Source organism: Streptomyces sp. NPDC002054, from assembly GCF_040296685.1.
Taxonomy (GTDB): domain Bacteria; phylum Actinomycetota; class Actinomycetes; order Streptomycetales; family Streptomycetaceae; genus Streptomyces.
On record NZ_JBEOXT010000025.1, the window covers coordinates 36,415 to 61,279 of the forward strand.

Below are 24,865 nucleotides of genomic sequence, written 5' to 3' on the forward strand. Positions count from 1 at the left end.
TGACGGAACCTACGGAGAAGAAGCAGATGAGCGTGAGCGACCAGGGCGCCACCGTGTGGCTGACCGGGCTGCCGAGCGCCGGCAAGACCACCATCGCGTACGCGCTGGCCGAGCGGCTGCGCGCCGAGGGCCAGCGGGTGGAGGTCCTCGACGGCGACGAGATCCGCGAGTTCCTCTCGGCGGGCCTCGGCTTCACCCGCGAGGACCGTCACACCAACGTCCAGCGGATCGGTTTCGTCGCCGAGCTCCTCGCCAGCAACGGCGTCAAGGCGCTGGTGCCGGTGATCGCCCCGTTCGCCGACAGCCGCGAGGCGGTCGCCAAGCGGCACGCCGCCGCCGGTACGACCTACCTCGAAGTGCATGTGGCCACCCCGGTCGAGGTGTGCTCCGAGCGTGATGTGAAGGGCCTGTACGCCAAGCAGGCCGCGGGCGAGATCTCCGGGCTGACCGGGGTCGACGACCCGTACGAGGCCCCGGAGTCCCCGGACCTCCGTATCGAGTCGCACACCCAGTCCGTGCAGGAGTCGGCTTCGGCCCTGCACGCGCTGCTCACCGAGAGGGGCCTGGCATGACCACCGCCGCGCATCACCTGCACAACGCCTCCGCGGACTCCGGAGCCGACGCGCCGTACGCGCTGTCGCACCTGGACGCCCTCGAATCCGAGGCCGTGCACATCTTCCGCGAGGTGGCGGGCGAGTTCGAGAAGCCGGTGATCCTGTTCTCCGGCGGCAAGGACTCCATCGTCATGCTGCACCTGGCGCTCAAGGCGTTCGCGCCCGCACCGGTGCCGTTCACCCTGCTGCACGTGGACACCGGCCACAACTTCCCCGAGGTCCTCGAGTACCGCGACCGCACGGTGGCCAAGCACGGGCTGCGCCTGCACGTGGCCTCCGTGCAGGAGTACATCGACGCCGGCACGCTGCGCGAGCGCCCGGATGGCACCCGCAACCCGCTGCAGACCGTCCCGCTGACCGAGGCGATCCAGAGCCTCAAGTTCGACGCCGTGTTCGGCGGCGGCCGGCGCGACGAGGAGAAGGCCCGCGCCAAGGAGCGGGTGTTCTCCCTGCGCGACGAGTTCTCCCAGTGGGACCCGCGCCGCCAGCGCCCCGAGCTGTGGCAGCTCTACAACGGCCGGCACGCCCCCGGCGAGCACGTCCGCGTGTTCCCGCTCTCCAACTGGACCGAGCTGGACGTGTGGCAGTACATCGCCCGGGAGAACATCGAACTGCCGGAGATCTACTTCGCCCACGAGCGCGAGGTGTTCCAGCGCAACGGCATGTGGCTGACGGCCGGCGAGTGGGGCGGCCCGAAGGAGACCGAGCAGGTCCAGACCCGGCTGATCCGCTACCGCACCGTCGGTGACATGTCCTGCACCGGTGCCGTCGACTCCGACGCCGCCACGCTGGACGCCGTGATCGCCGAGATCGCCGTCTCCCGGCTCACCGAGCGGGGCGCGACCCGCGCCGACGACAAGATGTCCGAGGCCGCGATGGAAGACCGCAAGCGCGAAGGGTACTTCTAGACATGACCACCACCACCGAGCAGCTCAGCGCCACCACGCTGCTGCGCTTCGCGACCGCCGGCTCCGTCGACGACGGCAAGTCCACCCTGGTGGGCCGTCTCCTGCACGACTCCAAGTCGGTCCTGGAGGACCAGCTGGAGGCCGTCGAGGCGGTCTCCCAGGCCCGCGGCCAGGAGGCCCCGGACCTGGCGCTGCTCACCGACGGCCTGCGGGCCGAGCGGGAGCAGGGCATCACCATCGACGTGGCCTACCGCTACTTCGCCACCGCGCGCCGCCGGTTCATCCTGGCGGACACTCCCGGGCACGTGCAGTACACCCGGAACATGGTCACCGGCGCCTCCACCGCCGAGCTGGCCGTGGTCCTGGTCGACGCCCGCAACGGCGTGGTCGAGCAGACCCGCCGGCACGCGGCCGTGGCCGCCCTGCTCCGGGTCCCGCACGTGGTCCTAGCGGTCAACAAGATGGACCTGGTGGACTACCGGGAGTCGGTGTTCGCCGCCATCGCGGAGGAATTCACCACGTACGCCTCCGAGCTGGGCGTCCCGGAGATCACCGCGATCCCGATCTCGGCACTGGCCGGGGACAACGTGGTGGAGCCCTCCGCCAACATGGACTGGTACGGCGGCCCGACGGTGCTGGAGCACCTGGAGACCGTGCCCGTCAGCCACGACCTCACCTCCTGCCCGGCGCGTTTCCCGGTGCAGTACGTGATCCGTCCGCAGTCCGCCGAACACCCGGACTACCGGGGCTACGCGGGCCAGATCGCCTCCGGCGTGCTGCGGGTCGGCGAGGCCGTCACCGTGCTGCCGTCCGGCCGTACCTCGGTGATCGAGGGCATCGACGCGCTCGGCGAGAGCGTGGACATCGCCTGGGCCCCGCAGTCCGTGACGGTCCGGCTGGCGGACGACATCGACATCTCGCGCGGCGACCTGATCGCGCCGTCCGCGAGCGCCCCGGCCACCACTCAGGACGTCGAGGCGACGGTCTGCCACGTGGCGGACCAGCCGCTCGCCGTCGGCGCCCGGGTGCTGATCAAGCACACCACGCGCACGGTCAAGGCGATCGTCAAGGAGATCCCCTCGCGGCTGACCCTCGACGACCTGTCGCAGCACCCGAACCCCGGGCAGCTGGTGGCCAACGACATCGGCCGCGTGGTCGTCCGTACCGCCGAGCCGCTGGCGCTCGACGCGTACGCCGACTCGCGCCGCACCGGGTCCTTCCTGCTGATCGACCCGGCCGACGGCACCACCCTGGCGGCGGGCATGGCGGGCGAGTCCTTCGCCACCCAGGCCGAGACCGCGGTGGCCGAGGACGACGGGTGGGACTTCTGATCATGCCGTCCGACATGTACTCCACCTTCGCGAAGGAGGGCGGTCGCGTAGGCAGCGGCGCCCTCGGCAGCGGCCAGGGAGGGGTGGGCCGATGTGCGGCATGACGTACGCGCACTGCCTGCGCGCCCTCACCCCCCACGAGCTGTACCTGCCCCCGCTCCACAGACGAAGACGTGTGTCGTGAGACCACGCAACGAGAGGAAAGCCTCCCGTGCCTGCCACCGGAAACACCCGTACCACCGGCACCACCCGTAGCACCGCGCGCCGCGGCCTCGCCGCCGCTGCCGCCCTGCCGCTCCTGATCGGCGCCCTCGCTTCCTGCGGCTACGGCTCCGAGTCCAAGAAGGACGAGCCCGCGGGCCAGGCCAAGGTCGCCTCCGATGCAAAGCCGCTGTCCGCCCCCGAGGTCCGGATCGGCTACTTCCCCAACCTGACGCACGCCACCGCCCTGGTCGGCGTCCAGGAGGGCCTCATCCAGAAGGAGCTCGGCGGCACCAAGATCAAGCCGCAGACCTTCAACGCCGGCCCGTCCGAGATCGAGGCTCTCAACGGCGGCTCCCTCGACATCGGGTTCATCGGCCCCTCCCCGTCGATCAACGGCTATGTGAAGTCCAAGGGCCAGAACCTGCGGATCATCTCCGGCTCCGCCTCCGGTGGCGTGAAGCTGGTGGTGAACCCGGACAAGATCAAGACCCTGGACGACCTCAAGGGCAAGAAGATCGCCACCCCGCAGAAGGGGAACACCCAGGACGTCGCGTTCCTCAACTGGATCGCGGAGAAGGGCTGGAAGGTCGACCCGGAGTCCGGCAAGGGCGATGTCTCCGTGGTCCGTACGGACAACAAGGTGACCCCGGACGCCTTCAAGTCCGGCTCCATCGACGGCGCGTGGGTGCCGGAGCCGACGGCCTCCAAGCTGGTGTCCGACGGCGCTCAGGTCCTGCTGGACGAGACCGCCCTGTGGCCCGACAAGAAGTTCGTGATCACGAACATCATCGTGTCGCAGAAGTTCCTCAAGGCGCACCCGGACGTGGTCGAGGCCGTGCTGAAGGGCACGGTGAAGACCAACGAGTGGATCAACGCCAACCCGGACAAGGCGAAGGCCTCGGCCAACGCGGCGCTGAAGGCGGAGACCGGCAAGGAGCTGGCGCCCGCGGTCCTCGACCCGGCCTGGCCGAGCATCGCGATCACCGATGACCCGCTGGCCGCCACGCTGAAGACGCAGGCCGACTACGCGGTCAAGGCGAAGCTCATCGAGCAGCCCGACCTGGCCGGCATCTACGACCTGACGCTGCTGAACAAGGTCCTGAAGGCCGCCGGCAAGCCCGAGGTCTCCGACGCCGGTCTCGGCGCCAAGTAATCCCGTAATCCCCCGCGTTCCCAGGAGGTGACGACCATGGCCACCACGCTTGCCAAGGCTGCCGAGGGCACCGTGGCGGCGGCGACGCACGCCGCCCGGATCGAGCACGTCTCGAAGTCCTTCACCGGCCCGGCCGGTACTCAGCTCGTGCTGGACGACATCAGCCTCGATGTCGCGCCCGGCGAGTTCGTCACCATCCTGGGGGCCTCGGGGTGTGGCAAGTCCACCCTGCTGAACCTGGTCGCGGGGCTGGACAAGCCGTCGGCGGGGTCCATCGAGACCCCCGGCGGCCGTCCGGCGCTGATGTTCCAGGAGCACGCCCTCTTCCCGTGGCTGACCGCGGGCAAGAACATCGAACTGGCCCTGAGACTGCGCGGGGTGCCCAAGTCCGAGCGCCGGACGGAGGCGGAGCGGCTGCTGGAGCTGGTCCGGCTCGGCGGCGCGTACGGCAAGCGGGTCCACGAGCTGTCCGGCGGCATGCGCCAGCGCGTGGCCCTGGCCCGCGCCCTGGCCCAGGACAGCCAGCTGCTGCTGATGGACGAGCCGTTCGCGGCCCTGGACGCCATCACCCGCGATGTGCTGCACGGCGAGCTCACCCGCATCTGGGAAGAGACCTCTCTGTCCGTCCTGTTCGTCACGCACAACGTGCGCGAGGCCGTGCGCCTCGCTCAGCGCGTGGTCCTGCTGTCCTCCCGGCCCGGCCGGGTGGCGAAGGAATGGACCGTGGACATCGCGCAGCCGCGCCGCATCGAGGACGCGGACGTCGCCGAGCTGTCCCTTGAGATCACTGAACACCTGCGTGGGGAGATCCGCCGCCATGGCCAGCACTGAAACGAAGGCGAAGGCGAAGGCGGACGACCTCGCCGGCCTGGAGGCCGGCCTCGACGCCTTGGACGCGGTGGAGATCCGCCGCACCCCGGTCCGGGAGGTCCTGCTCACCAAGGTCCTGCCGCCGGTCCTGGCGATCACCCTGGTGCTCGCCGTCTGGCAGATCCTCGTCTCGGCGAAGGTCACCGACCAGACCAAGCTGCCCGCACCGTCCGCGGTGTGGGACGGCCTGACCGACATGTGGCTGCAGGGCACCCTGCTGGAAGTCATCTGGACCAGCGTGTCGCGCGGTCTGCTGGGCTTCCTGCTGGCGCTGGCCATCGGCACCCCGCTGGGCCTGCTGGTCGCGCGGGTGAAGCTGGTCCGCGCCGCGATCGGCCCGATCCTGCAGGGCCTGCAGTCCCTGCCGTCGGTGGCCTGGGTGCCGCCGGCCGTGCTCTGGTTCGGCCTCAACGACTCGATGATGTACACGGTGATCCTGCTGGGCGCCGTCCCCTCGATCGCCAACGGTCTCGTCTCCGGCGTCGACCAGGTGCCGCCGCTGTTCCTGCGGGCCGGCCGCACCCTGGGGGCCACGGGCGTCAAGGGCGTGTGGCATGTGGTGATGCCGGCCGCGCTGCCCGGCTACCTGGCCGGTCTGAAGCAGGGCTGGGCCTTCTCCTGGCGGTCCCTGATGGCCGCCGAGATCATCGCCTCCTCGCCGGACCTGGGCCTGGGCCTGGGCCAGTTGCTGGAGAACGGCCGCAACAACATCGACCTGCCGGGCGTGTTCCTGGCGATCCTGCTGATCCTGGTCGTCGGCATCGCCATCGACCTGCTGATCTTCAGCCCGCTCGAGCGGTGGGTGCTGCGCAGCCGCGGCCTGCTGGTGAAGTGACGGCCGCCATGCATGCCATGCCCGCTGTGCACCGGCCCGTCCTGCTCGTCATCGCCCACGGCAGTCGCGACCCGCGGCACGCGGCGACCGTACACGCCCTCACCCGGCGGGTGCGGGCGCTGCGGCCGGGGCTGCGGGTGGAAACGGCGTACCTGGACTTCAACGCCCCGACCGTGCCGCAGGTGCTGTCCTCGCTGCACTTTGCGGGGGTCCGGGAGGTCATCGCCCTCCCCCTGCTGCTCACCCGGGCCTTCCACGCGAAGTCCGACATCCCGGCGGTGCTGGCCGAGTCCGCGGCCCGGCTGCCCGGGCTCTCGGTCCGGGTGGCGGAGGTCCTCGGCCCGTCCCCCCTGCTGGTCTCCGCACTGGAGCGGCGGCTGACGGAGGCAGGGCTGGACCTGTCCTCCTCTGCCCGTTCCACCACCGGCGTGGTGCTCGCATCCGCCGGTTCCACAGACCCGGAGGCGATCGCAGTGATCGCTGAAATCGCGCGGGAGTGGCGGCACACCGGTTGGTGCGCCGTGCGGCCTGCGTTCGCCTCCGCTGCCTTGCCCGATGTGGCGTCCGCGGTACGGGCGCTGCGTGCGGAGGGCGTCCGCCGGGTGGCCGTCGCCCCGTACGTCATCGCGCCCGGGCGGCTCCCGGACCGCATCGCGGCGGGCGCCGAAGCCGCCGGCGCGGACGTCCTGGCCGGCGTCCTGGGCGCGGCCCCGGAACTGGCCCGCCTGCTGCTGCGACGCTACGACGAGGCCTTTGCGGCGGGTACCGCCGCGGTGTCCGGCCTCCGCCCCGCGGCCCTGAGCGCATAGCCATTTCGCGGCGCTGCGCTCAAACGCCGCGCGGGCTGGGATTGCTGCGCAATCCAGCCCCGCCGGCGTTTGAGGCGCGCGGTCCGGGGCATCGCCCCGGCAACGGCGCTGCGGCTACGCGCGGGTGGTGGCTTCGTCCGCCAGGGCCGTGAGGTCCGCGATGGACATGGCGCCCGGCGGCAGGCCCTCCCGGGCGAAGATGTTCGCGGCGTGCCGCAGGACGTCGTTGACCGGGGTCGGGACCCCGTGCAGCCGCCCGAGCAGGCAGATCTCCCCGTTCAGATAGTCCGCTTCGACCGTGCCCGTCCCCCGCGCAAGGCTCTGCCAGGACGAGCCGCCGCGCACACCGGCCGGCTGGTCCACCTTCCCGTCGCGCGCCGCCGACTGCTCCGCCTCGGACACGTACGCGATGCCTGCCGCCGCGTACGCCGCCTTCGCCTCGCGGATCGCCCGCAGCAGCAGCGCGGCCTTGGCCGGATCCGGTTCCGGGCCGGTCGTCGCCTGGATCGCGTTGCCCAGGTTGCCGAGCAGCTTCGCGTGCTTCCAGCGCATCACGTCCTCGACGACCGGCGCCTCGAAGCCGGACTTCGCCAGATCCGCGGCGACCTGCCCGGCCAGCGCATCGGTGCCGCCCGCCGCGCATCCCAGGTGCAGGATGCCGGTGAGGGGTGCGCACAGGGCCGATACGGTGCCCGGTTCCAGGAAGGTGGACGGCAGCCAGACGCAGACCCCGTACACCCGGGCGAACCGGCGCAGCGCCAGCCGCTCGCCCTCCACGCCGTTCTGCAGGCAGAACACCGGCAGCCGCTGCGCCGCCGTGCCGCCGCCCGCCACCTCGGCACCGCTCCAGGCATCGAGCGCGGCCAGGGCGTCCTGGGTCTTGACCCCGAGGAACAGGACGTCGTCCGGCCGCAGCTCGCCGAGTTCGGCGGGGGCGGTCACGACCGGCAGCCGGTGGACCCGGGTGCCGTCGGCCGTGGTCAGCCGGAGTCCGTCCGCCCGCAGGGCTTCCGCGTGGGCGCCGCGCGCGACGAGGACGACCTCGTGGCCGGACTCCGCGAGGCGTCCGCCGAGGGTGGCGCCGACCGCGCCCGCACCGATGATGATGTACCGCATGGGGATGAGCCTGGCACATCCGTCGGCCTGGGCTGCGGTCGGGTGCGGAAGGCCGCGCGCTGCTGGGTGATTCAGACCCGCCGGTCCTCGACGGCAGTGAGTTCCACCAGTTTGGCGACCGTGTTCCAGTTGCGGGTGGTGGCGTCGATGCCCTTCAGGAGGGCCGGGCGGTGCAGGGCCTCGGCCAGTTTGGAGCGGCCGAGGCCGTTCGGGGCGTAGAGGTAGAGGACCCGGTTGCCGACGGTGAACTCCTCCGGGAGGAAGGCCTCGCGGTCGATGGCTGCGAAGCGGTCCGGGGCCGGCTGTTCCGAGAGGAAGGTGGCGTGCAGCTGCTTGCCTGCCAGCTCGGCGGCCGGGTAGGGGCAGGCGTCGGCGACCGCCTGCAGGTAGGGGCCGTCGACCACCAGAGTGGCCACCCGGAAGCCGAAGCGGGCCTCTATGGCCCGCTCCAGGGTGCGGGCCAGGGCGGCCGGGTCCTGGTCCGGGGCGGTGAAGACCGCATTGCCGCTCTGCAGGTAGGTCTGGACCCCGGTGTGGCCGAGTTCTTCCAGGACCTCCCGCAGCTGTGCCATCGGGACCTTCTTGGCGCCGCCGACATTGATGCCGCGCAGCAGTGCTGCGTACTTCTTGGTCGTCGAGGTCGTCATGGGCGAACCATAGGGCGCCCCTCTGACAGTTCGGCCTCGATGAGGTCGGCCGCCTGCCGTGTGCCGCCCTCCTTGGCCATCTCCGTACGGATCTCCTCGGCGCGGGACGCAACCTCCGGGTCGCCGGTCAGGGCGAGGACGGCGGCGCGCAGGTTCTCGGCGGTGGCCTCCGCCATCGGCAGGTGCCGGGCCACGCCCAGGGAGGCGAGCATGTCGGCGTTGCCGAACTGGTCGACGGCCTGCGGTACGGCCACCATCGGGGTGCCGGTGGCCAGGCCTTCCTGGCTGCCGCCGGCCCCGGCGTGGGTGATGAACACATCGGCCTGGCGCAGGATGTCCAGCTGCGGCACCCAGCGGTGGACCTCCGTGCCGGCGGGGATCGCGCCGAGCTCGGCCTCGTCGGTGAACCTGCCGATCTGCAGGACCAGATGCCAGTCGGGGAGGTCTGCGAAGGCCTGCATGCAGGCCCGGTAGAAGGCGGGCTGGTTGGTGAAGGTGGAGCCGAGGGAGACCAGGGCCAGCTTCTTGCCCTCGGCGGCCGTCGGCCGCTGCCAGCTGCCCTGTTCGGTGCGCTCGCCCTGGCAGGCACCGACGAATGTGTGCACCTTCTCGTCGACCCGGTCGGCCTGCGGCTGAAGGGCCTTGGGGATCAGCACGATGCTGCGGCGCGGTCGGCCGACGAACCGGTCGGGGTCGTCGGGGATGCCGTTCTCGTCGAGCCAGGCGCGGAACCGGGCGTAGTACGCCTGCCCGCGCGCGGAGGCCTTGAGGGGGGCGGTCATGGGCTCTCCGACCTCTTCCTCGTACCCCTCCCAGGCGACCAGGTTGGGGGAGAGGGAGACGGCGGGGACGCCCCAGCGGCGGGCCAGGACCCTCGCCGGGTAGGCGGTGATGTCGTGGATGACCAGGTCGGGTTCGTCGCCTTCGAAGGCGGCGGCGAGCTGCGGCAGCACCTGGACGGCTTCATTGAGGAAGAGTTCGAAGTGGTCGATGAGCTCGGTGCCCCAGGCCTCGGGCTTGTCGTCGGTGGGCAGGGTGGAGGTGTAGATCACCGGCGTGGCGCCGGTCTCCGCGACCTTCTCGGCGAAGGCGGCGGGGATGGCGTAACTGACGCGGTGGCCACGGGTGACGAGCTCCCGGATCACTTCGATGCTCGGGTTCACGTGCCCGGGGGCGGCGATGGAGAACATGGCGATGTGTGCGGGCTTGGCTGAGGTCATGCCGCTACCGTAACGAGACGAGACGTCTCGTGCAAGTTCTTTTGGGTGTTCCGGGTGCGAGACTTGGCGGATTCACGGCAGGTCGGAAAGCGGAGCGGGATGGACGAGGCACAGGCCAGGGAGCTGCTGAGGGGCGCCGGGGTCACGGAGCGGGCCGAGCTGCTCGCGCTCGGCGAGAACGCCGTGTTCGCGGTCGGCGCGCTGGTGGCGAAGGTGGGCCGCTCGGCGGAGCTGCTGCCGCGGGCCGAGCGGGAGTTGGCCGTCGCCGGCTGGCTCGCCGAGGCCGGGGTCCCCGCGGTGCGCGCCGCCGAACCGGGGCCGCGGTCCGCCGACGGGCACCCGGTCACCCTGTGGCACCGGCTCCCGGACGCGGTCCGCCCGGCCGGGCCGGCCGATCTGGCGGAGCTGCTGCGCCGGGTGCACACACTCGCGCCGCCGCCGTTCGCGCTCCCCGGCCGGGACCTGCTGGGCGGGGTGGAGCGCTGGCTGCGGCTGGCCGGCGAGGCGGTCGACCCGGCGGATGCGGCGTACCTGCGGGCCCGGCGCGACTCCTTCGCGGCCGAGGCGGCGGCGCTGGTACCGCAGCTGCCGCCGGGGCCGATCCACGGTGACGCGCTCCCGCGCAATGTCCATGTGGGCCCGGACGGGCCGGTCCTGGTGGACCTGGAGACCTTCGCAACGGACCTGCGGGAGCACGACCTGGTGGTGATGGCCCTGTCACGGGACCGGTACGGCCTCCCCGAGGGGGCGTACGAGGCCTTCGTGGCCGCGTACGGCTGGGACGTCCGCGACTGGGAGGGCTGCGCGGTCCTGCGCGGGGCCCGCGAGACGGCCAGCTGCGCCTGGGTCGCCCAGCACGCCCCGGCCAACCCCAAGGCCCTCGCGGAGTTCCGCCGCCGCCTCGCCTCCCTCCGCGACGGCGCCACCGAGGTCCGCTGGCACTCGTTCTAGAGCTCTGGAGCTCAGTCCCTCCCGGCCGCTGCGGCGGACTCGGTGAACACCTGCTGCAGCAGGTACCGCACGCCGTCCACGGTGTAACCGGGTACCACCACGAAACTCACGTCCGAGGCGGGATCGCAGTTCGACCACGCTCGCTGCGTCGACTCGTCAAGGGGAAAGCCCTCGTCGCACTCGTAGTCCCAGGAGAACTCGATCCCCCGTTCGCGGGCGCTCCGCAGGATCCGCTTCGCCTGGAGGGCGGCCTCGCCGGCCGCCTTCCAGCACCCGTCGTCCTTGCGCGCCCTCAGCAGCCGCCGCACCCGCGTCAGGTCTATCTCCGACGGGACCAGGTACGCCTCGCACAGCTTGCTCACCAGTTGTGCGGTCTGGCGGCCGGTCAGCCCGCCCTCGGTGGCCCGCGCGCGCATATAGGCCAGCCGGAGGATCTTCTGGCCGACGAATGTTTCGATCTCCTCCGCCACGGCGCGGTGCGTTTCGTCGTCCGCGCCGGTCAGGTCGTCCCTGAAATGGGTCAGCCTGGCCAGGGTCTCGTGGAACCGCTGGTCGAGTCCCGCCACATCGGCGGTGATCAGATCGATGCGCCGCAGCACCTCTGCCAGCGTTGCCTGGATCTGGTCCAGGGCCTGTCGGTCGGCTTCGTTGCTCACCATTCCCCCTCTGTCAGCCTGCTGCACTGAATCGGACATGCGCCGCGGTCGTCCGGCCGGTCGCCTTCACCCTGGCCACCACCCGGATCTGGACCTCGCCGAACATCATGGACAGGGTGACCGAACGCCGGGCGAGCGGCAGGTCCATGACCTCTGAGAGGTCCACTTCGACGGTTCCGACCTTGGTGCAGCCGGAATCGGTGACATAACGCGGCGACTTCTCCGGCGAGGTGTAGAGGTCGAAGACGAGGCTCTTCTGATTCTCGTACAGCGGAGAGAACGAGCGTGCGACCTCGTCGTCGACGGGGACGCTCTGCCCGGCCGACACGAACACGCTGTAGCGGTCGTTGCAACGCACCCGGCCGTCCGGAACGACCAGCTTCTTCTCCTCGGGATCGATCCCCGGCCGAAACTCCATCGCAGTCTGGCAGCCGTAGGTGTACCTCGCGCGCCGGGCCTTGGTCTGCGGATCGTACGTGTAGTGCACGGCCCCGAGCAGTACCGCAACATGCGGCTCCGGCGGCACCAGGACGACCGCCCGGTCGGCAACGTGCTCCTGCATCCGCTCCTGCAGGTACGTGGAGCTGCCGAACCCTCCCACCAGGATGATCAGTTCCTTGCCCGCCGCCCCGCGCCGCTGCGCCTTCATCTCTGCCAGCTGCTTGTCGACAAGCGCGAGCACGTCCGGCAGGACGGACTCGAAAATGTCCCTTGCCTCGTCCGCCGTCACGACGATGTGGTCGGTGATGCCACCCTGCTGGTCACCGAGCGAGACGTACTCCTCCTTGGTGAGCAGGCGGTCGATGGCTGCCGGCAGCTGGAGGTAGATGTCGTCGGTCGAGGCCGTTTCGACGTGGGCCTTCTCCTTCTCCCAGTCCCCCAGCACCTGCAACAGGGCGGCCGGCGCCTCGGCGCGCACCCGGTCGAGGGCCTCGAAGGACCCCAGCCGCTTGGCCAGGACGCGCTCCAGGAAGGCCTGGTTGACGTACTCCGAGCCGTATTTCCCGCCGCATTCCCGGCCGATCTCCTCCAGCCGGTTCCGGTCGTCGGTGCGGTAGGCGGTGATGTCGATGGTGCCGCCGCCGCAGTCGGCGACGAGGAAGCGCGAGCCCTTGTTCATGAGGTTGTTCCGGCCCCCGCTCGCCCGAACGGTGCGGACGCCGGAGACCCGGGCGTGATAGGCCGCCGCCTCGGGTTCGATCACGAGTTGCAGCCGCTGCTCGTCGTCGGGGAGGCCGGCGGCCACCGCGGCCTCGCGCATCAGCTGCTTCTGGTAGTCGTTCCAGATCGCCGGCACGGTCAGGCACCACCGGATCTCCTCGTGGGAGAACCCGCTCAGCTCGATCTCGGCGACCGCGGCGGAGTAGACCTCGCGGAGGTACAGCGTGACGAGGTGACGCGACCGCTCGGGAGTCAGGCGTCCGCCCTCGATCTCCTCGGTCCCGTCGCTCTTCGCCGCGGCCAGCGACATCTTGAACCCGTTGTGGTACTCAAAGCCTTCGGCCTCGCCCCGGGCGACCTTCGTCACCCACTTGCTCCGCGCCTCATATCCCCAGGCGACCAGCTCGCCCTTCCGGTCGATCAAGAGCGCGGTGAGGTTCTTCGGATAGGTGGTGGACAGACCCTGCCACCGGGTCCGGAAATGAACCGCCCGCTTCTTCGGGTCCCGGTGGCGGTCTTCGACGGTCGTCCACCCGTAACCGGAGCCGTGCGTGCCGAAGTCGATCGCCGCGATGATGTGTTGCTTCACCGGTTCCTCCAACCGAGATTGCGCAGGACACTGAGACGCGCGGCCGATTCGAGGGCCTGCCTGGCCCGGGGCGTCTCCTCGTACAGATCGAGCGACTCGAGCAGCGGGATGAGCCGCCTGAGGCTCGCCGGAGGCACCGTCGCCTGATCCGACCGCACCGCCTGCTCCGCGGCTGCCAGCGCCTGGAGCGCCGCCCCGGCCGCCTGGTCGCGCAGCTCCGCGGCCACATACATCTCGGCCTGGCCGACCCGGCCCGACACCGCGTCGATCCGTTCGCGCTCCAGCGCCACCTCGTACGAGGCCGCCAGGCCGGCGGCGATCACCCGGCGCTCTCCCGTCAGCTCCGTCGGCAGCAGCGCGTGCAGCCTGGGGGTCCGCCCGCTGCGCACGAGGTGGAACCACTCGGCGATCAGGCCTGCGGTGATGGCCGTGGACGTACCGAGCTCGTCTTCGAAGGCCAGTTGAGCAGCGCTCTGCGGGGCGGAATCGGGCACGGGATCCGGCAGGGGCAGCGGGGGAAAGGTCATATGGATCGAGCGCAGCTCCGGGGAGTCCACGATGTTCCATGCGCACAGCGAGGGCCAGACCCGCCGATTCGCCTGGACCACCCCGTACACCAGGACCACCGGGAGGTCCCGCAACGCTCTCTGGATGATCAGGATGTCGACATCGGTGTTGCGCAGCGGCCGGCTGATCGCACCGTCCATACCGGCCAGATCCGCCGACCACTCCGACTGGCTCCAGGCCCGCCTGATGGAGAACCTGAAGGACTGCGGGCCCTCGTCGTTCTGCTGCCCGTTCAGATCGTCACGCACGAACGGGGCCACCAGCAGGGCGGGCACCGAACCTCCGCCCGTCGCCTGGTGCACCATGTCGTAGAACTCGTCGGCGGCGAAGGAGAACGGCGATTCCCGCAGTTCCCGCTCCATCCGGTCCTGGATGGTCTTGATCTGGTGGCCGATCCTCGCCTGCTGCCAGTCCCGCTCGATCCCGTGGGCGTGTGCCGTGGCGGCGTCGGACTGCTGCCTCCGCGCTTGGATGGCGTCACGCTCCAGAGAACGGCGGTACGCGCTCTCGGCCTCTTCCTCCCGCAGCATGGACAGCAAGTCCTGCTGCGCCTGGAAGGTTCCGTCCTTCTTCATCTTGTACAGCGTCAGCAGATTTCCGCTCAGGCCGGACAAACCTGTAGCCAGTCCCGCAGACAACAAAACGCGCTCCCCCTGTGTCAGTCGACCGACGCCCGCCTACGTCCATGATCCATTTCTCGCGGGATCACGCCACCGAGATCCCAAGATCCCGCGAACCCCCGCCCCGCGCTCCTCAGGCCCCCGCGCCCGCCGGTGCCGGAGCCAGGCCGCGGAGCGGCCAGGCGGTGTCGATCACCGCGTCCGGGGTGCCCTGGCGGCGGAGGTAGGACTGGAAGTCGCCGGCCCAGCGGGCGTGCCAGCGGATCTGTTCGGCGTGCAGTTCGGCCGGGGTGAGCGCGGCCACGCCGGGGTGGCGGGCCGCTATCGCCCGGGCCACCTGCACCGCGGCCAGGGCGTCCGCGCCCGCGTCGTGGGCGGCCTCCAGCCGCACCCCGTACACCCCGCAGACCGCCTCCAGGGTGCGCTTGCCGCGGCGGTACCGGTCGACGGCCCGGTCGATGGTCAGCGGGTCCACCACCGGCCCGGTCGCCACCCCGCCGAGCCGGTCGGCCAGCGAGGGCAGGCCGTACCGGGCGAGTTCCGCCGCAAGCAGGGTCAAGTCGAAGGCCGCGTTGTACGCCACCACCACCGCGCCGCGCCGCCACAGTCCGGCCAGCGCCGAGGCCACCTCGTCCGCGACCTCCCGGGCCGGCCGGCCCTCCCGGACCGCCCGCTCCGTACTGATCCCGTGGATCGCCGCGGCCTCCTCGGGGATCGGTATCCCGGGATCGGCCAGCCAGCCGCGCCGCCGGCCGACCACTCCGCCGGCCACCTCCACCAGCGCGGCCGTGACGATCCGCGACTCCCCCGGTTCCGTGCCGGTCGTCTCCAGGTCGAACCCGATCAGCGTTCCCCCGTGCCACTCCCCCATGGCGCCCCTCCCCCGTGTGCATGTGCATGGCGTTGCCGCTGCCGCAGCGGCAACGGCTTTCAGCCTGCCACGGCGCACTGACACTCAGGACACCGGGCGGGAGTCCTCCCACACCGATTCGAATTCCTCCCGGTAGGTGGTGAACAGGCCGTGGTCGGCATCCTTGGGCACGCCCCGGCCGCCGCCGCGCAGCACCAGGACCGGGGCCTCCATGCCGCGGGCCCGGCGCAGGTACGACTGGACCACCGCGATCCCCGAGGTCTCGCCCTCCACCAGGTAGGCGGTGAACCGCGGGGTCTCGTCGAAGACGTGGATGGAGAAGCCCGAGGGGTCGCTCAGGCCCGCCCGGACCCGGCGGACGTGCAGGATGTTCATCTCCACCGAGCGGCTCAGCTCGCCCTTGCGCAGGCCCAGCTCCCGCTCCCGCCGCTTGACCGCGCTGCTCGCCGGGTTCAGGAACAGCAGCCGGACCCGGCAGCCCGCCTCCACCAGCCGGACGAGTCTTCGGCCCGAGAAGTTCTGGACGAGGAGGTTCAGTCCTATGCCGATGGCGTCCAGCCGCCGGGCGCCCCCGAACAGGTCCTCGGCAGGCAGCTGGCGCTGGAGCCGGACCCGGTCGGGGTGGACCGAGATGACGTCCGCGTACCGGTCGCCGACCAGGTCCTCGACGGCGTCGATGGGCAGCCGGTCCGCGGAGGGGCTGCCGGCGCCGCCGCCCAGCACCTCCAGCAGCCGGGCCGAGGCCCGCTCCGCCTGCGCCAGCACCGCCTGCGAGAGGGCGCGGTTGCGGGAGACCACGTTGCGGGTGACCTCGAGCTCGTCCAGGGCGAGTTCGATCTCCCGCCGGTCGTCGAAGTAGGGCTCGAAGCACGGCCAGTGCTGGACCATCAGCTCCCGCAGCTGCGGAAGGGTCAGGAAGGAGAGAACGTTGTCGTCGGCCGGGTCGAGGAGGTAGCCCTTGCGGCGGCTGACCTCGCGGACCGCGACCGCGCGCTGCACCCATTCCTGCCCGGCCGGTCCGGCCGCCGCGACCACCCAGTCGTCCTGGCCGTGCACCGGTTCGTAGATCGGCCGCAGCACCGCGCCCACCACGGCCCGCAGCCGCTGCTCGATCAGGTTCAGCCAGATGTATGCACGGCCGGCCCGCTGGGCCCGGGTGCGGACCTCGCTCCAGGCGTCCGCGCCCCAGTCCAGCTCGGCGCCGGTACGGGAGACTCCGCCGGGCGCCTCCGGTCCTGCCAGGGAGACCGCCCCGGCCTCCGCGGCGCCGCCCTCGTGACCGCCGTCACCAGGGGGCAGCTCCAGACCTCCCGAGCTCACCCGTGCACCCGCCCTTCCGCTACCCCTCCAGTGATCAAGGAAGGGTACTCCGCGCACCCGGCCCGGTGCAGCCGGATGGCCCTGACAACGGGGGCCTGTTGACTCATCATCGGATTCCCGGACAGTCCGCTGACCCGCATATCAGGTGGACGGGGTCACCCGGTAGGACCTGCGCAAGTCCCCCCGCGGAGCCCCCCTTTCGGGGAAGATCTGGCGGAGACCAACCGACGCCTGATCAGGAGTGGAAGAGTCGCATCTATGCAGGTCTGGCCCGGGCAGGCGTATCCCCTCGGCGCGACGTACGACGGCGCCGGCACCAACTTCGCGGTCTACTCCGAGGCCGCCAGGCGCATCGAGCTGTGCCTGTTGCACGACGACGGTTCGGAGACCGCGGTGGAACTGCGCGAGACGGACGCCTTCGTCCGGCACGCCTATCTGCCCGGCATCATGCCCGGCCAGCGGTACGGCTTCCGGGTGCACGGCCCGTACGAGCCCGAGCGCGGACACCGCTGCAACGCGGCCAAGCTGCTGCTGGACCCGTACGCGCGGGCCATCAGCGGGTCCGTCTCCTGGGGCGAGGAGGTGTACGGCTACCACTTCGGCCGCCCCGACTCCCGCAACAACCTGGACTCCGCCCCGCACACGATGAGCTCGGTGGTGGTGAACCCGTACTTCGACTGGGCCAACGACCGGCCGCCGCGCCACGAGTACCACCACACGGTGCTGTACGAGGCCCACGTCAAGGGGCTGACCATGCGTCACCCCGATCTTCCGGAGGAAATGCGCGGCACGTACGGGGCGCTCGCCCATCCGGCGGTCATCGGGCATCTGACGAAGCTCGGGGTGACGGCGCTGGAGCTGATGCCGGTGCACCAGTTCATCAACGACCACCGGCTGGTCGACGACGGGCTGAGCAACTACTGGGGCTACAACACCATCGGGTTCTTCGCCCCGCACAACCGCTATGCCTCCGGGGACCGCGGCCAGCAGGTGCTGGAGTTCAAGTCGGCGGTCCGGGCGCTGCACGAGGCGGGGATCGAGGTGATCCTCGACGTGGTCTACAACCACACGGCGGAGGGGAACCACCTGGGCCCCACGCTGTCCTTCCGGGGGCTGGACAACTCCTCGTACTACCGGCTGGCGGAGGACGCCCGCTACTACACGGACACCACCGGCACCGGGAACTCGCTGCTGATGCGGTCCCCGCACGTGCTCCAGCTGATCATGGACTCGCTGCGGTACTGGGTCACCGAGATGCATGTGGACGGCTTCCGCTTCGACCTGGCGGCCACCCTCGCCCGCCAGTTCCACGAGGTGGACCGGCTGTCCTCGTTCTTCGACCTGGTGCAGCAGGATCCGGTGGTCAGCCAGGTGAAGCTGATCGCGGAACCCTGGGACCTGGGCGAGGGCGGGTACCAGGTGGGCAACTTCCCGCCGCTGTGGACCGAGTGGAACGGCAAGTACCGGGACACCGTACGGGACCTGTGGCGCGGCCAGCCGCGCACCCTCGCCGATTTCGCGGGCCGGCTGACCGGCTCCTCCGACCTGTACCAGGACGACGGGCGGCGCCCGCTGGCCTCCATCAACTTCACTACCTGCCACGACGGTTTCACCCTGCACGACCTGGTCTCCTACAACGAGAAGCACAACGAGGCGAACCGGGAGGGCAACCGGGACGGGGAGAGCCACAACCGGTCCTGGAACTGCGGGGTGGAGGGGCCGACCGGCGATCCGGAAATCCTGGAGCTGCGGGCCCGTCAGATGCGCAACTTCACGGCCACCCTGATGCTGTCCCAGGGGGTGCCGATGCTCAGCCACGGCGACGAGTTCGCCCGCAGCCAGGGCGGCAACAACAACGCGTACTGCCAGGACAACGAGCTGTCCTGGGTGGAGTGGCCGGACCTCGGCAAACCGCCTCCGCCGCTGCTGGAGTTCACCCGGCAGATGGTGTGGCTGCGGCGCAACCACCCGGTGTTCCGGCGCCGCAGGTTCTTCCACGGGCGGCCGGTGGAGGGCACCCACGACGAGCTGTCGGACATCGCCTGGTTCACCCCGCACGGCGAGGAGATGCGCGCCCGCGACTGGCAGGCGCAGAACACCCGCGCCCTGACCGTGTTCCTCAACGGCGAGGCGATCTCCGAGCCCGGCGTCCGCGGCGAGCGGATCACCGACGACTCGTTCCTGCTGATGTTCAACGCCAGTGCGGATCCCCAGGAGTTCACCCTCCCGGCCGGGCACGGCGCCCAGTGGCGGCTGATCGTCGACACGGCCCGGGCGGAGGTGATGCCACCCGGCACCGGACCGCAGTTGGCGGCCGGCGACCGGGTGGCGCTGACGGGGCGGAGCCTGGTGGTGCTTCAGCGGCCGGCGTAGCTGCGCGTATGGGTGGTGGGGGTGTCGGGCGACGCGGTCTGCCGGTCCGGGATGGAGGCGGTCACGGTGTGGGTGCGGGCGGCCGGCACCCGGGTGAGGAGGGCCAGGCCCAGGCTGAGCGCGGCGGCGCCGACGGCCACCGCGAAGGCGCCGGACGGCCCGTACCACTCGGCGAGCCGGCCGGAGAGGGCGAGCGCGAGGGCCTGGCCGGCCACCAGGGAGCTGGCCGCGAAGGCCATCGCCTCGGCCAGCCGGGCCGGCTCCACATGCCGCTCGGTCAGCGAGAACGCGGTGATCAGGTGCGGGGCGTAGGCGGCTCCGAGGACGGTCACCACGGCGTAGAGGCTCCACAGGCTGCCGGTGAACAGCAGCGGCACGGAGAGCAGCAGGGCGGCGGCGGTGGCCACCCGCCAGCGCAGCCGGAGGCCGAAGCAGGCCGGCAGCGCGCCGAGGGCGAGGCCCACGATGGCACTGACCACGCCCATGGCGGCGTACACGGTCCCGGCCTGGCCGGGTGCCCCCAACTCGGCGGTGAGCGCGGCGATTCCGGCCTGGCAGCCGCCGAACATGGCGCCCTGCAGAGCGAGGGAAGCGCGGACGGAGTACACCACGCCGGGCGGCCTGGTCCTGGTCCGGCGCGTGCCCGGGGTCTTGGCGGCTCCGGGCGCGGGCGGTCCGGCCGTGACGGCGGCGGTCGGGTGCAGCGCGTAGGCGGTCGCAAAGACCGCGACGAGGGCGGCGGCGGCGCCGAGGGCGACGGCGGGGTGGGCGAGCAGCGCGGCCAGCCCGACCAGGGCGGGGCCGATTACGAACGAGACCTCGTCGAGGGTGCCTTCGAGCGAGTGCACGGCGCCGACGACGCTCTCGTCGGCCTTGGCGCGGTGGGCGAGGGCCACGGAGCGGGTCCGGGCGAGCGGCCCGATGAGCGGTACGGAGGCGCCGGTGACGGCGCCGATCAGGGCGAGCGGGACGGTGTCCAGTCCGCCGAGCGCACCTGCGACCAGGGCGCCGGTGGCGAGGGCGTTCACCGCGGCGGCGGTCAGGACGACGGGGCGCTGCCCGCGCCGGTCGGCGATCCGGCCGAGTACGGGGCCGCAGACCACCTGTCCGGCGGACAGCGTGCCGCCCACGACTCCGGCGGTGGCCAGCGAGCCGCTGGTCTCGGCGACCAGCAGCACGCTCCCGAACTGGGACATGGCGACGGGGAGTCGGGCGAGGAAGGAGAAGAGCGGGAGAAGGGGCCCGGTCAGGGCGATGACTTTGCGATAGGTGTCGACGGTTCCAACCACCGGCCACACGCTAACCGGATGGAGTCACCCGGATGCACTGGGCAATGGCACGGAATCGGCATTGCTGGGTACGTACGTTCTCATGACCCAGCAGTACGCCCCCGCCACCGCCCCCACATCCACCTACCGGCTCCAATTGCATCCCGGCTTTACGTTCGGTGACGCGGAGGCGGCCGTACCGTATCTCGCTTCGCTCGGTGTGTCACATCTGCACCTGTCCCCGGTGCTGGAGGCGGTGCCCGGCTCGGCCCACGGGTACGACGTGGTGGACCACGGCCGGGTGCGAGCGGAGCTCGGCGGCGAGCCCGGGCTGCGCGCGCTGGCCCGGACCGCTCGCGGGCACGGGCTGGGCCTGGTGCTGGACATCGTCCCGAACCACATGGCGGTGCCGTCCCCGCTGCGGCTCAACCGCCCGCTGTGGGAGGTGCTGCGGGAGGGGCCCGGGTCGCCGTACGCCCGCTGGTTCGACATCGACTGGGCGGCGGGCGGCGGGCAGCTGCTGCTGCCGGTGCTGGGCGGGCCGCCGGAGCCGGAGCGGTTGCGGGTGGACGGCGGGCTGCTGCGGTACGAGGACCACGAGTTCCCGCTGCGGGCCGGCACGGAGGGGCTTCCGCTGCCGGAGCTGCTGGCCGCGCAGTGGTACCGGGCGGCCTGGTGGCGGGAGGCCCGCACCTCGCTCAACTACCGGCGGTTCTTTACGATTTCGGAGCTGATCGGGGTCCGGGTGGAGGAGCCGGAGGTGTTCGCGGCCACCCACGCGAAGGTGCTGGAGCTGGTCCGGGACGGGGTGTTGGTGGGCCTGCGGATCGACCACGTGGACGGGCTGGCCGACCCGGAGGGCTATCTGCGGCGGCTGCGGGGGGCGGTGGGCGGGGGCTGCTGGGTGGTGGTGGAGAAGATCCTCGCCCGGGAGGAGCGGCTGCCGGGCACCTGGCCGGTGGCGGGAACCACGGGGTACGACGCGCTGCACCGGGTGGACGGCGTATTCGTGGACCCGTCGGGCGCGGACGCCCTGGCCGCCCGCTACCGCGCAACCACCGGCTCCCCCGACTGGCCGACGGTAGCCACCCGCTCCGCCGCGTCGGTCCTGACGGAGGACCTTGCCCCGGAACTGTCGGCCTTGCTGCGCTTGGCGGCCACGGCCGCCATGGGCGGGGCGGGGCCGGCGGGGCCGGGCCCGGCGGGCGGGGCGGGGCCGGCGGGGCCGGGGCCGGTGGGCGGGGCTCCGGCCGGAGCCGAGCCGCCTGCGGCGGGCCGGGCCGGCCCCCTCGGAGCGGGCCCGGCCATGTGCGCGGCGGGACCGGCGGGGCCAAGCCCCGCGGGCGGGGCACCAGCCGGGCTGGGCGGGGCCGAACCGGCGGGCGGGGCTCCGGCCGGAGCCGAGCCGGCCGCGGCGGGCGGGGCCGGGGCCCTCGGAGCGGGCCGGGCCGAGGGCGCGGCGGGGCCCGGGCCTGTGGGTGAGGCGTCGGCCGGAGCCGAGCCGGCTGCGGCGGGCGGAGCCGGACCCCTCCGAGCGGGCCCGCCCGAGGGCGGGGCCGGGCCGGGGTCGGTGGATGCGGCTCCGGCCGGAGCGGGCGTGGCCGGAGCGGTCGGACCGGATCCGGTTGGCGGTGGCGGGGAACTGGTCGGAGCTGTGGGGGCGTTGTTGGTGGGGTATCCGGTTTATCGGCCGTATCCCGGGGGCGGTGAGCTTGCGCCGGAGGCGGTGGCGCGGGCTCGGGAGACCGCCGGGGCCGAGGCTGTCGAGCGGGTCCGCGCGCTGCTGCGCGCCTCGCCCGCCTTCGCCGCCCGGTTCGCCCAGACCTCCGCCGCGCTGCGCGCCAAGTCCCTGGAGGACCGCGCCTTCTACCGGTACGCCCCGCTGCTGTCGGCCACCGAGGTCGGCGGAGACCCCGGCCGGCCTGCCGTCACCCCGGCCGAGTTCCACGCGTACTGCGCCCACCTGGAGCAGGACTGGCCCGCCTCCGGCACCGTCCTCTCCACGCACGACACCAAGCGCAGCGCCGACGTCCGGGCCCGGATCGCCGCGCTCTCGGAGCGGCCGGACGCCCTGCGGCTCCCCGGCGGCCCGGACGGGCCAGGCCCCGGCGACCCCCAGCTCGCCTGGGTCGCCGCCCAGAGCGCGCTGGGTCTCGGGGCGGTCCCGGACGGGCCGGAACGGCTGGCCGGAGCCCTCCTGAAGGCGGCCAAGGAGGCCGCCCTGCGGACCAGTTGGACCGACCCCGACCCGGCGTACGAGGAGACCGTACCGGCCTACGCCGACCACTGCGCCGGCCCCGGTACGGGCGCGCTCGCCGGCCTGGCGCCGGCCGTGCGGGCCAACACCCTCGGGGCCACCGCCCTCCAGCTGGCCATGCCCGGGGTGCCCGAGGTCTACCAGGGCGGCGAGGCGGAGTACCGCGCCCTGGTGGACCCCGACAACCGGCGGCCGGCCCGCTTCCACCGGGAAACCCTGGCCCGGCTCGACGCCGGGTCGGCGCCGGCCGGGCTGTCGGAGGAGAAGCTGGCCCTGACGGCCGCGCTGCTGCGGCTGCGGCGCTCCCGGCCCGGCCTGTTCCGCGGGTACGCCCAGCTGGCCGCGGACGGCCCGGCGGCGGAGCACTGCCTCGCCTTCACCCGGGCGGACGCCCTGCTGGTGGCCGTGACCCGGCTCGCCCTCCGGCTCGCGGAGGCGGGCGGCTGGCGGGACACGGCCCTGCCGCTGCCGCCGGGCCGCTGGACCTCCGCCTTCGCCCGCAGCAGCGACCCGTACGAAGGCACGGTCGCGCTGTCCGTGCTGCTCGGGCCGGGTTCAGGCGACCGCTCCGGCTCCCCGGTCGCGGTCCTCGTCCGGGAGTGAGGTGCCTCAGGACGGTCCCGCCGCACCGGCAGTAGGACCGCCGTTCGACCCCGGATACACGGAGCGTGTGACGGGCATCTCACATCGGTGACCCTCATCCGTGACATGTGCTACCCCACCCCGCACGAACTCTCCCTGGCCGCCAGAGCCCTGACCGACGAACACCCCGGGCTGGTCCGGCTCCGCCGGGCCGGCACCTCCCGGGGAGGCCGACCGCTGTGGCTGCTGTCGGTCGGACGCGGCCGTTCCGGCGACGCCGGGGCCGGGGTGCTGGTCGTTGCCGGGGCGCACGCCAACGAGCCCGTCGGCGGACCCACCGCGCTGGCCCTGGCCCGCCGGATCATCCGCGACCCGGAGCCGCGGTCCGACTGCGACTGGCACTTCCTGCTCTGCGCCGACCCGGACGGCGCGGCCCTGCACCGCACCCCGCGCCCGTACTCGCTGCTGGACTACCACCGGAACTTCTACCGGCCGCCCGGCCCCGAACAGCCCGAGTGGGCGCCGTCCTTACTGCCCCCGGACCGGCTGCCACCGGAGACGCTGGCCCTGACCGGGCTCATCGACGAACTGCAACCCCTATTGCAGGTGTCCCTGCACTGCACGGACCTGGGCGGCAGTTGGGTACAGCTGACCCGGGACATACCCGGGCTGGCCGAGCCGTTCGCCAAATCGGCGGCGGAGCTTCACATTCCGGTGGAGACCGGGGCCTCGGACGCGGCCGGCTGGCCATCGCCCGGGCCCGGCATCTTCGTGATGCCGGAGCCGGGCACCGAGGCCACAGCGGTGTTCCACCCGGAGGACACCCGGCTGAGCACCTGGTACCACGCGCACCGGTACGAGGGCACGACCGCGATCGTCGAAGTCCCCATGTGGGCCAGCGACCTGGTGGACGACCCGGCTCCGCACCCGGACCCGCGGCGGGTCCTGCAGGCGCTGGCCGGCCGGCTGGACCGGGACGCGGGCCGGGTGGCCCGGATCCTCGACGCGGCCCGGGCGGAGCTGCCGGGGGACGATCCCGAACTCGCCGCGCCGCTGCTGCGGTCGGTGGACTGGACGCTCGCGCTGATCCCGCGGATCAGCGCGCAGTGGGGCGGCCCGGACGCCCCCGCCGAGGCGACCGCCGCGTACCTGGGCAGCATCGACGCGTTCGGCCGCCGGCTGGCGCTGCGCGCCGCGGCCATGCTGCTGCGGGTCCTGCGCGCGGCCGGCCACCCGGCGGCCCCCGCGCTGGACCGGCTGGTCACCGGCTGGTGCGAGGAGTTCGCGGGCCGCTTCGGGGCCCGCTGGATCCCGGTCGCCACGCAGGTGGAACACCAGTCGCGGACGGTCCTGGCGGCGTACGAGCGGCTGACCGGGCGGGGGTGAGGGGCCGCGGGTCAGTCCGCAGCCGGACGGGCGGAGTCGGAGCCGGGGCCGGCTTCGGGGCCGGTCAGGTCCAGGCTGTAGCGGCGCTTCTGTATCCCGGCCGCGCCCAAGCGGTCGTAGAAGCGGATCGCGCCCTCGTTCCAGTCGGGGGTCTGCCACTGGACCTGGTCCATGCCGAGCTCACGGGCGAGGTCCGCCACGGCGGCCATCAGGGCAGCGCCGAGGCCGTGGCCGCGGGCGCCGTCGGCCAGGTAGAGGCAGTCCATGTGCAGGTAGTGCCGGGCGTCCCAGAACGAGAACTCGGCGGAGCAGGCCGCGTATCCGACCACCTCGCCGTCCGGATCCTCGGCGACCAGCACCCACAGCCCGGCATCGGCCCCGGCCTCGGGCGCGAACAGCTGCCGCCCGAGCCGGTCCGCCAGGCCGGGCGGGCGGGGGGCGGACTTCTCGTAGGCGACGTGCTCGTGGATGAGCTCGACGAGGCGTGCCAGGTCCTCGGGCCGGGCGCGGCGCACGGCGGGCTGAAGGTTCGACGACTGCGACGACTGTTGGGTCAT

Annotated in this window: 20 protein-coding genes and 1 pseudogene; 11 read left to right on the forward strand and 10 right to left on the reverse strand. The window is 72.4% G+C overall.

Annotated features, from left to right (window positions below):
* Nucleotides 1-26: 26 nt before the first annotated feature.
* From cysC to ABT123_RS22795, 7 genes are all read left to right on the forward strand, one after another.
* Nucleotides 27-572, forward strand: a complete 546-nt coding sequence (gene cysC / locus ABT123_RS22765) for an adenylyl-sulfate kinase (RefSeq protein WP_351317759.1) — start codon at nucleotides 27-29, stop codon at nucleotides 570-572.
* A complete protein-coding gene (cysD, locus tag ABT123_RS22770; RefSeq protein WP_351317645.1) occupies nucleotides 569-1,522 on the forward strand; it encodes a sulfate adenylyltransferase subunit CysD in 954 nt (317 codons plus the stop codon). The genes cysC and cysD overlap by 4 nt, the downstream gene beginning before the upstream one ends.
* Nucleotides 1,523-1,524: 2 nt before the next feature.
* Nucleotides 1,525-2,853 carry a sulfate adenylyltransferase subunit 1 gene (locus ABT123_RS22775; protein WP_351317647.1) on the forward strand — a complete coding sequence of 443 codons (1,329 nt, stop codon included), beginning with the start codon at nucleotides 1,525-1,527 and terminating at the stop codon, nucleotides 2,851-2,853.
* A gap of 211 nt (nucleotides 2,854-3,064) precedes the next feature.
* The gene (locus tag ABT123_RS22780) at nucleotides 3,065-4,210 is read left to right on the forward strand and encodes an aliphatic sulfonate ABC transporter substrate-binding protein (RefSeq protein ID WP_351317649.1); all 1,146 of its coding nucleotides are present in this window, start codon (nucleotides 3,065-3,067) and stop codon (nucleotides 4,208-4,210) included.
* 36 nt (nucleotides 4,211-4,246) lie between these two features.
* Nucleotides 4,247-5,041, forward strand: a complete 795-nt coding sequence (locus tag ABT123_RS22785; protein ID WP_351317651.1) for an ABC transporter ATP-binding protein — start codon at nucleotides 4,247-4,249, stop codon at nucleotides 5,039-5,041.
* Nucleotides 5,028-5,915, forward strand: a complete 888-nt coding sequence (locus ABT123_RS22790) for an ABC transporter permease (protein WP_351317653.1) — start codon at nucleotides 5,028-5,030, stop codon at nucleotides 5,913-5,915. The genes ABT123_RS22785 and ABT123_RS22790 overlap by 14 nt, the downstream gene beginning before the upstream one ends.
* A 26-nt stretch (nucleotides 5,916-5,941) precedes the next feature.
* Nucleotides 5,942-6,724, forward strand: coding sequence for a sirohydrochlorin chelatase (locus tag ABT123_RS22795; protein WP_351317761.1), 783 nt, complete (start codon nucleotides 5,942-5,944; stop codon nucleotides 6,722-6,724).
* Between the two features lie 114 nt (nucleotides 6,725-6,838).
* Here ABT123_RS22795 and ABT123_RS22800 read toward each other — a convergent pair whose 3' ends face one another.
* The 3 genes and pseudogenes from ABT123_RS22800 to mgt all read right to left on the reverse strand — a co-directional run bounded on the left by ABT123_RS22800 (nucleotide 6,839) and on the right by mgt (nucleotide 9,808).
* Entirely contained in the window at nucleotides 6,839-7,840 is a 1,002-nt protein-coding gene (locus ABT123_RS22800) for a ketopantoate reductase family protein (RefSeq protein WP_351317655.1), read from the reverse strand.
* Nucleotides 7,841-7,911: 71 nt separating this feature from the next.
* Nucleotides 7,912-8,487 carry a DUF1697 domain-containing protein gene (locus ABT123_RS22805; RefSeq protein WP_351317657.1) on the reverse strand — a complete coding sequence of 192 codons (576 nt, stop codon included), beginning with the start codon at nucleotides 8,485-8,487 and terminating at the stop codon, nucleotides 7,912-7,914.
* Nucleotides 8,484-9,808, reverse strand: a pseudogene (mgt, locus tag ABT123_RS22810) (macrolide-inactivating glycosyltransferase). The gene ABT123_RS22805 and the pseudogene mgt overlap by 4 nt, the downstream one beginning before the upstream one ends.
* Here mgt and ABT123_RS22815 point away from each other — a divergent pair.
* Nucleotides 9,807-10,658, forward strand: a complete 852-nt coding sequence (locus ABT123_RS22815) for a phosphotransferase enzyme family protein (protein WP_351317661.1) — start codon at nucleotides 9,807-9,809, stop codon at nucleotides 10,656-10,658. The pseudogene mgt and the gene ABT123_RS22815 overlap by 2 nt on opposite strands.
* A gap of 11 nt (nucleotides 10,659-10,669) precedes the next feature.
* Here the strand turns inward: ABT123_RS22815 and ABT123_RS22820 are convergent, their stop codons facing one another.
* The 5 genes from ABT123_RS22820 to ABT123_RS22840 form a co-directional block, all read right to left on the reverse strand.
* Complete coding sequence (locus tag ABT123_RS22820) at nucleotides 10,670-11,317, reverse strand: hypothetical protein (protein ID WP_351317663.1); 648 nt, start codon at nucleotides 11,315-11,317, stop codon at nucleotides 10,670-10,672.
* 10 nt (nucleotides 11,318-11,327) lie between these two features.
* A complete protein-coding gene (locus tag ABT123_RS22825; RefSeq protein WP_351317664.1) occupies nucleotides 11,328-13,064 on the reverse strand; it encodes an Hsp70 family protein in 1,737 nt (578 codons plus the stop codon).
* Nucleotides 13,061-14,206, reverse strand: coding sequence for a hypothetical protein (locus tag ABT123_RS22830; RefSeq protein WP_351317666.1), 1,146 nt, complete (start codon nucleotides 14,204-14,206; stop codon nucleotides 13,061-13,063). Before ABT123_RS22830 ends, ABT123_RS22825 begins: the two co-directional genes overlap by 4 nt.
* A gap of 178 nt (nucleotides 14,207-14,384) precedes the next feature.
* On the reverse strand, nucleotides 14,385-15,122 hold the full coding sequence (locus ABT123_RS22835; protein ID WP_351317668.1) for a 3'-5' exonuclease: 738 nt from the start codon (nucleotides 15,120-15,122) through the stop codon (nucleotides 14,385-14,387).
* A gap of 84 nt (nucleotides 15,123-15,206) precedes the next feature.
* Nucleotides 15,207-16,442, reverse strand: a complete 1,236-nt coding sequence (locus ABT123_RS22840; protein WP_351317670.1) for a DUF5919 domain-containing protein — start codon at nucleotides 16,440-16,442, stop codon at nucleotides 15,207-15,209.
* Nucleotides 16,443-16,700: 258 nt separating this feature from the next.
* Here ABT123_RS22840 and glgX point away from each other — a divergent pair, with 258 nt between their 5' ends.
* Nucleotides 16,701-18,815 (forward strand): glycogen debranching protein GlgX, encoded by a 2,115-nt coding sequence (gene glgX, locus ABT123_RS22845; protein ID WP_351317672.1) that lies wholly within the window; start codon nucleotides 16,701-16,703, stop codon nucleotides 18,813-18,815.
* Here glgX and ABT123_RS22850 read toward each other — a convergent pair.
* Nucleotides 18,800-20,104: an MFS transporter gene (locus ABT123_RS22850; RefSeq protein ID WP_351317674.1), complete on the reverse strand. Its 1,305-nt coding sequence runs from the start codon at nucleotides 20,102-20,104 to the stop codon at nucleotides 18,800-18,802. The genes glgX and ABT123_RS22850 overlap by 16 nt on opposite strands.
* A gap of 82 nt (nucleotides 20,105-20,186) precedes the next feature.
* Between ABT123_RS22850 and ABT123_RS22855 the strand changes: the two genes are divergently transcribed.
* Both ABT123_RS22855 and ABT123_RS22860 read left to right on the forward strand, forming a co-directional pair.
* Complete coding sequence (locus ABT123_RS22855) at nucleotides 20,187-22,943, forward strand: malto-oligosyltrehalose synthase (protein ID WP_351317676.1); 2,757 nt, start codon at nucleotides 20,187-20,189, stop codon at nucleotides 22,941-22,943.
* 87 nt (nucleotides 22,944-23,030) lie between these two features.
* Nucleotides 23,031-24,308, forward strand: coding sequence for a M14 family zinc carboxypeptidase (locus ABT123_RS22860; protein WP_351317678.1), 1,278 nt, complete (start codon nucleotides 23,031-23,033; stop codon nucleotides 24,306-24,308).
* Between the two features lie 11 nt (nucleotides 24,309-24,319).
* Here ABT123_RS22860 and ABT123_RS22865 read toward each other — a convergent pair whose 3' ends face one another.
* Nucleotides 24,320-24,865 carry a GNAT family N-acetyltransferase gene (locus ABT123_RS22865; protein WP_351317680.1) on the reverse strand — a complete coding sequence of 182 codons (546 nt, stop codon included), beginning with the start codon at nucleotides 24,863-24,865 and terminating at the stop codon, nucleotides 24,320-24,322.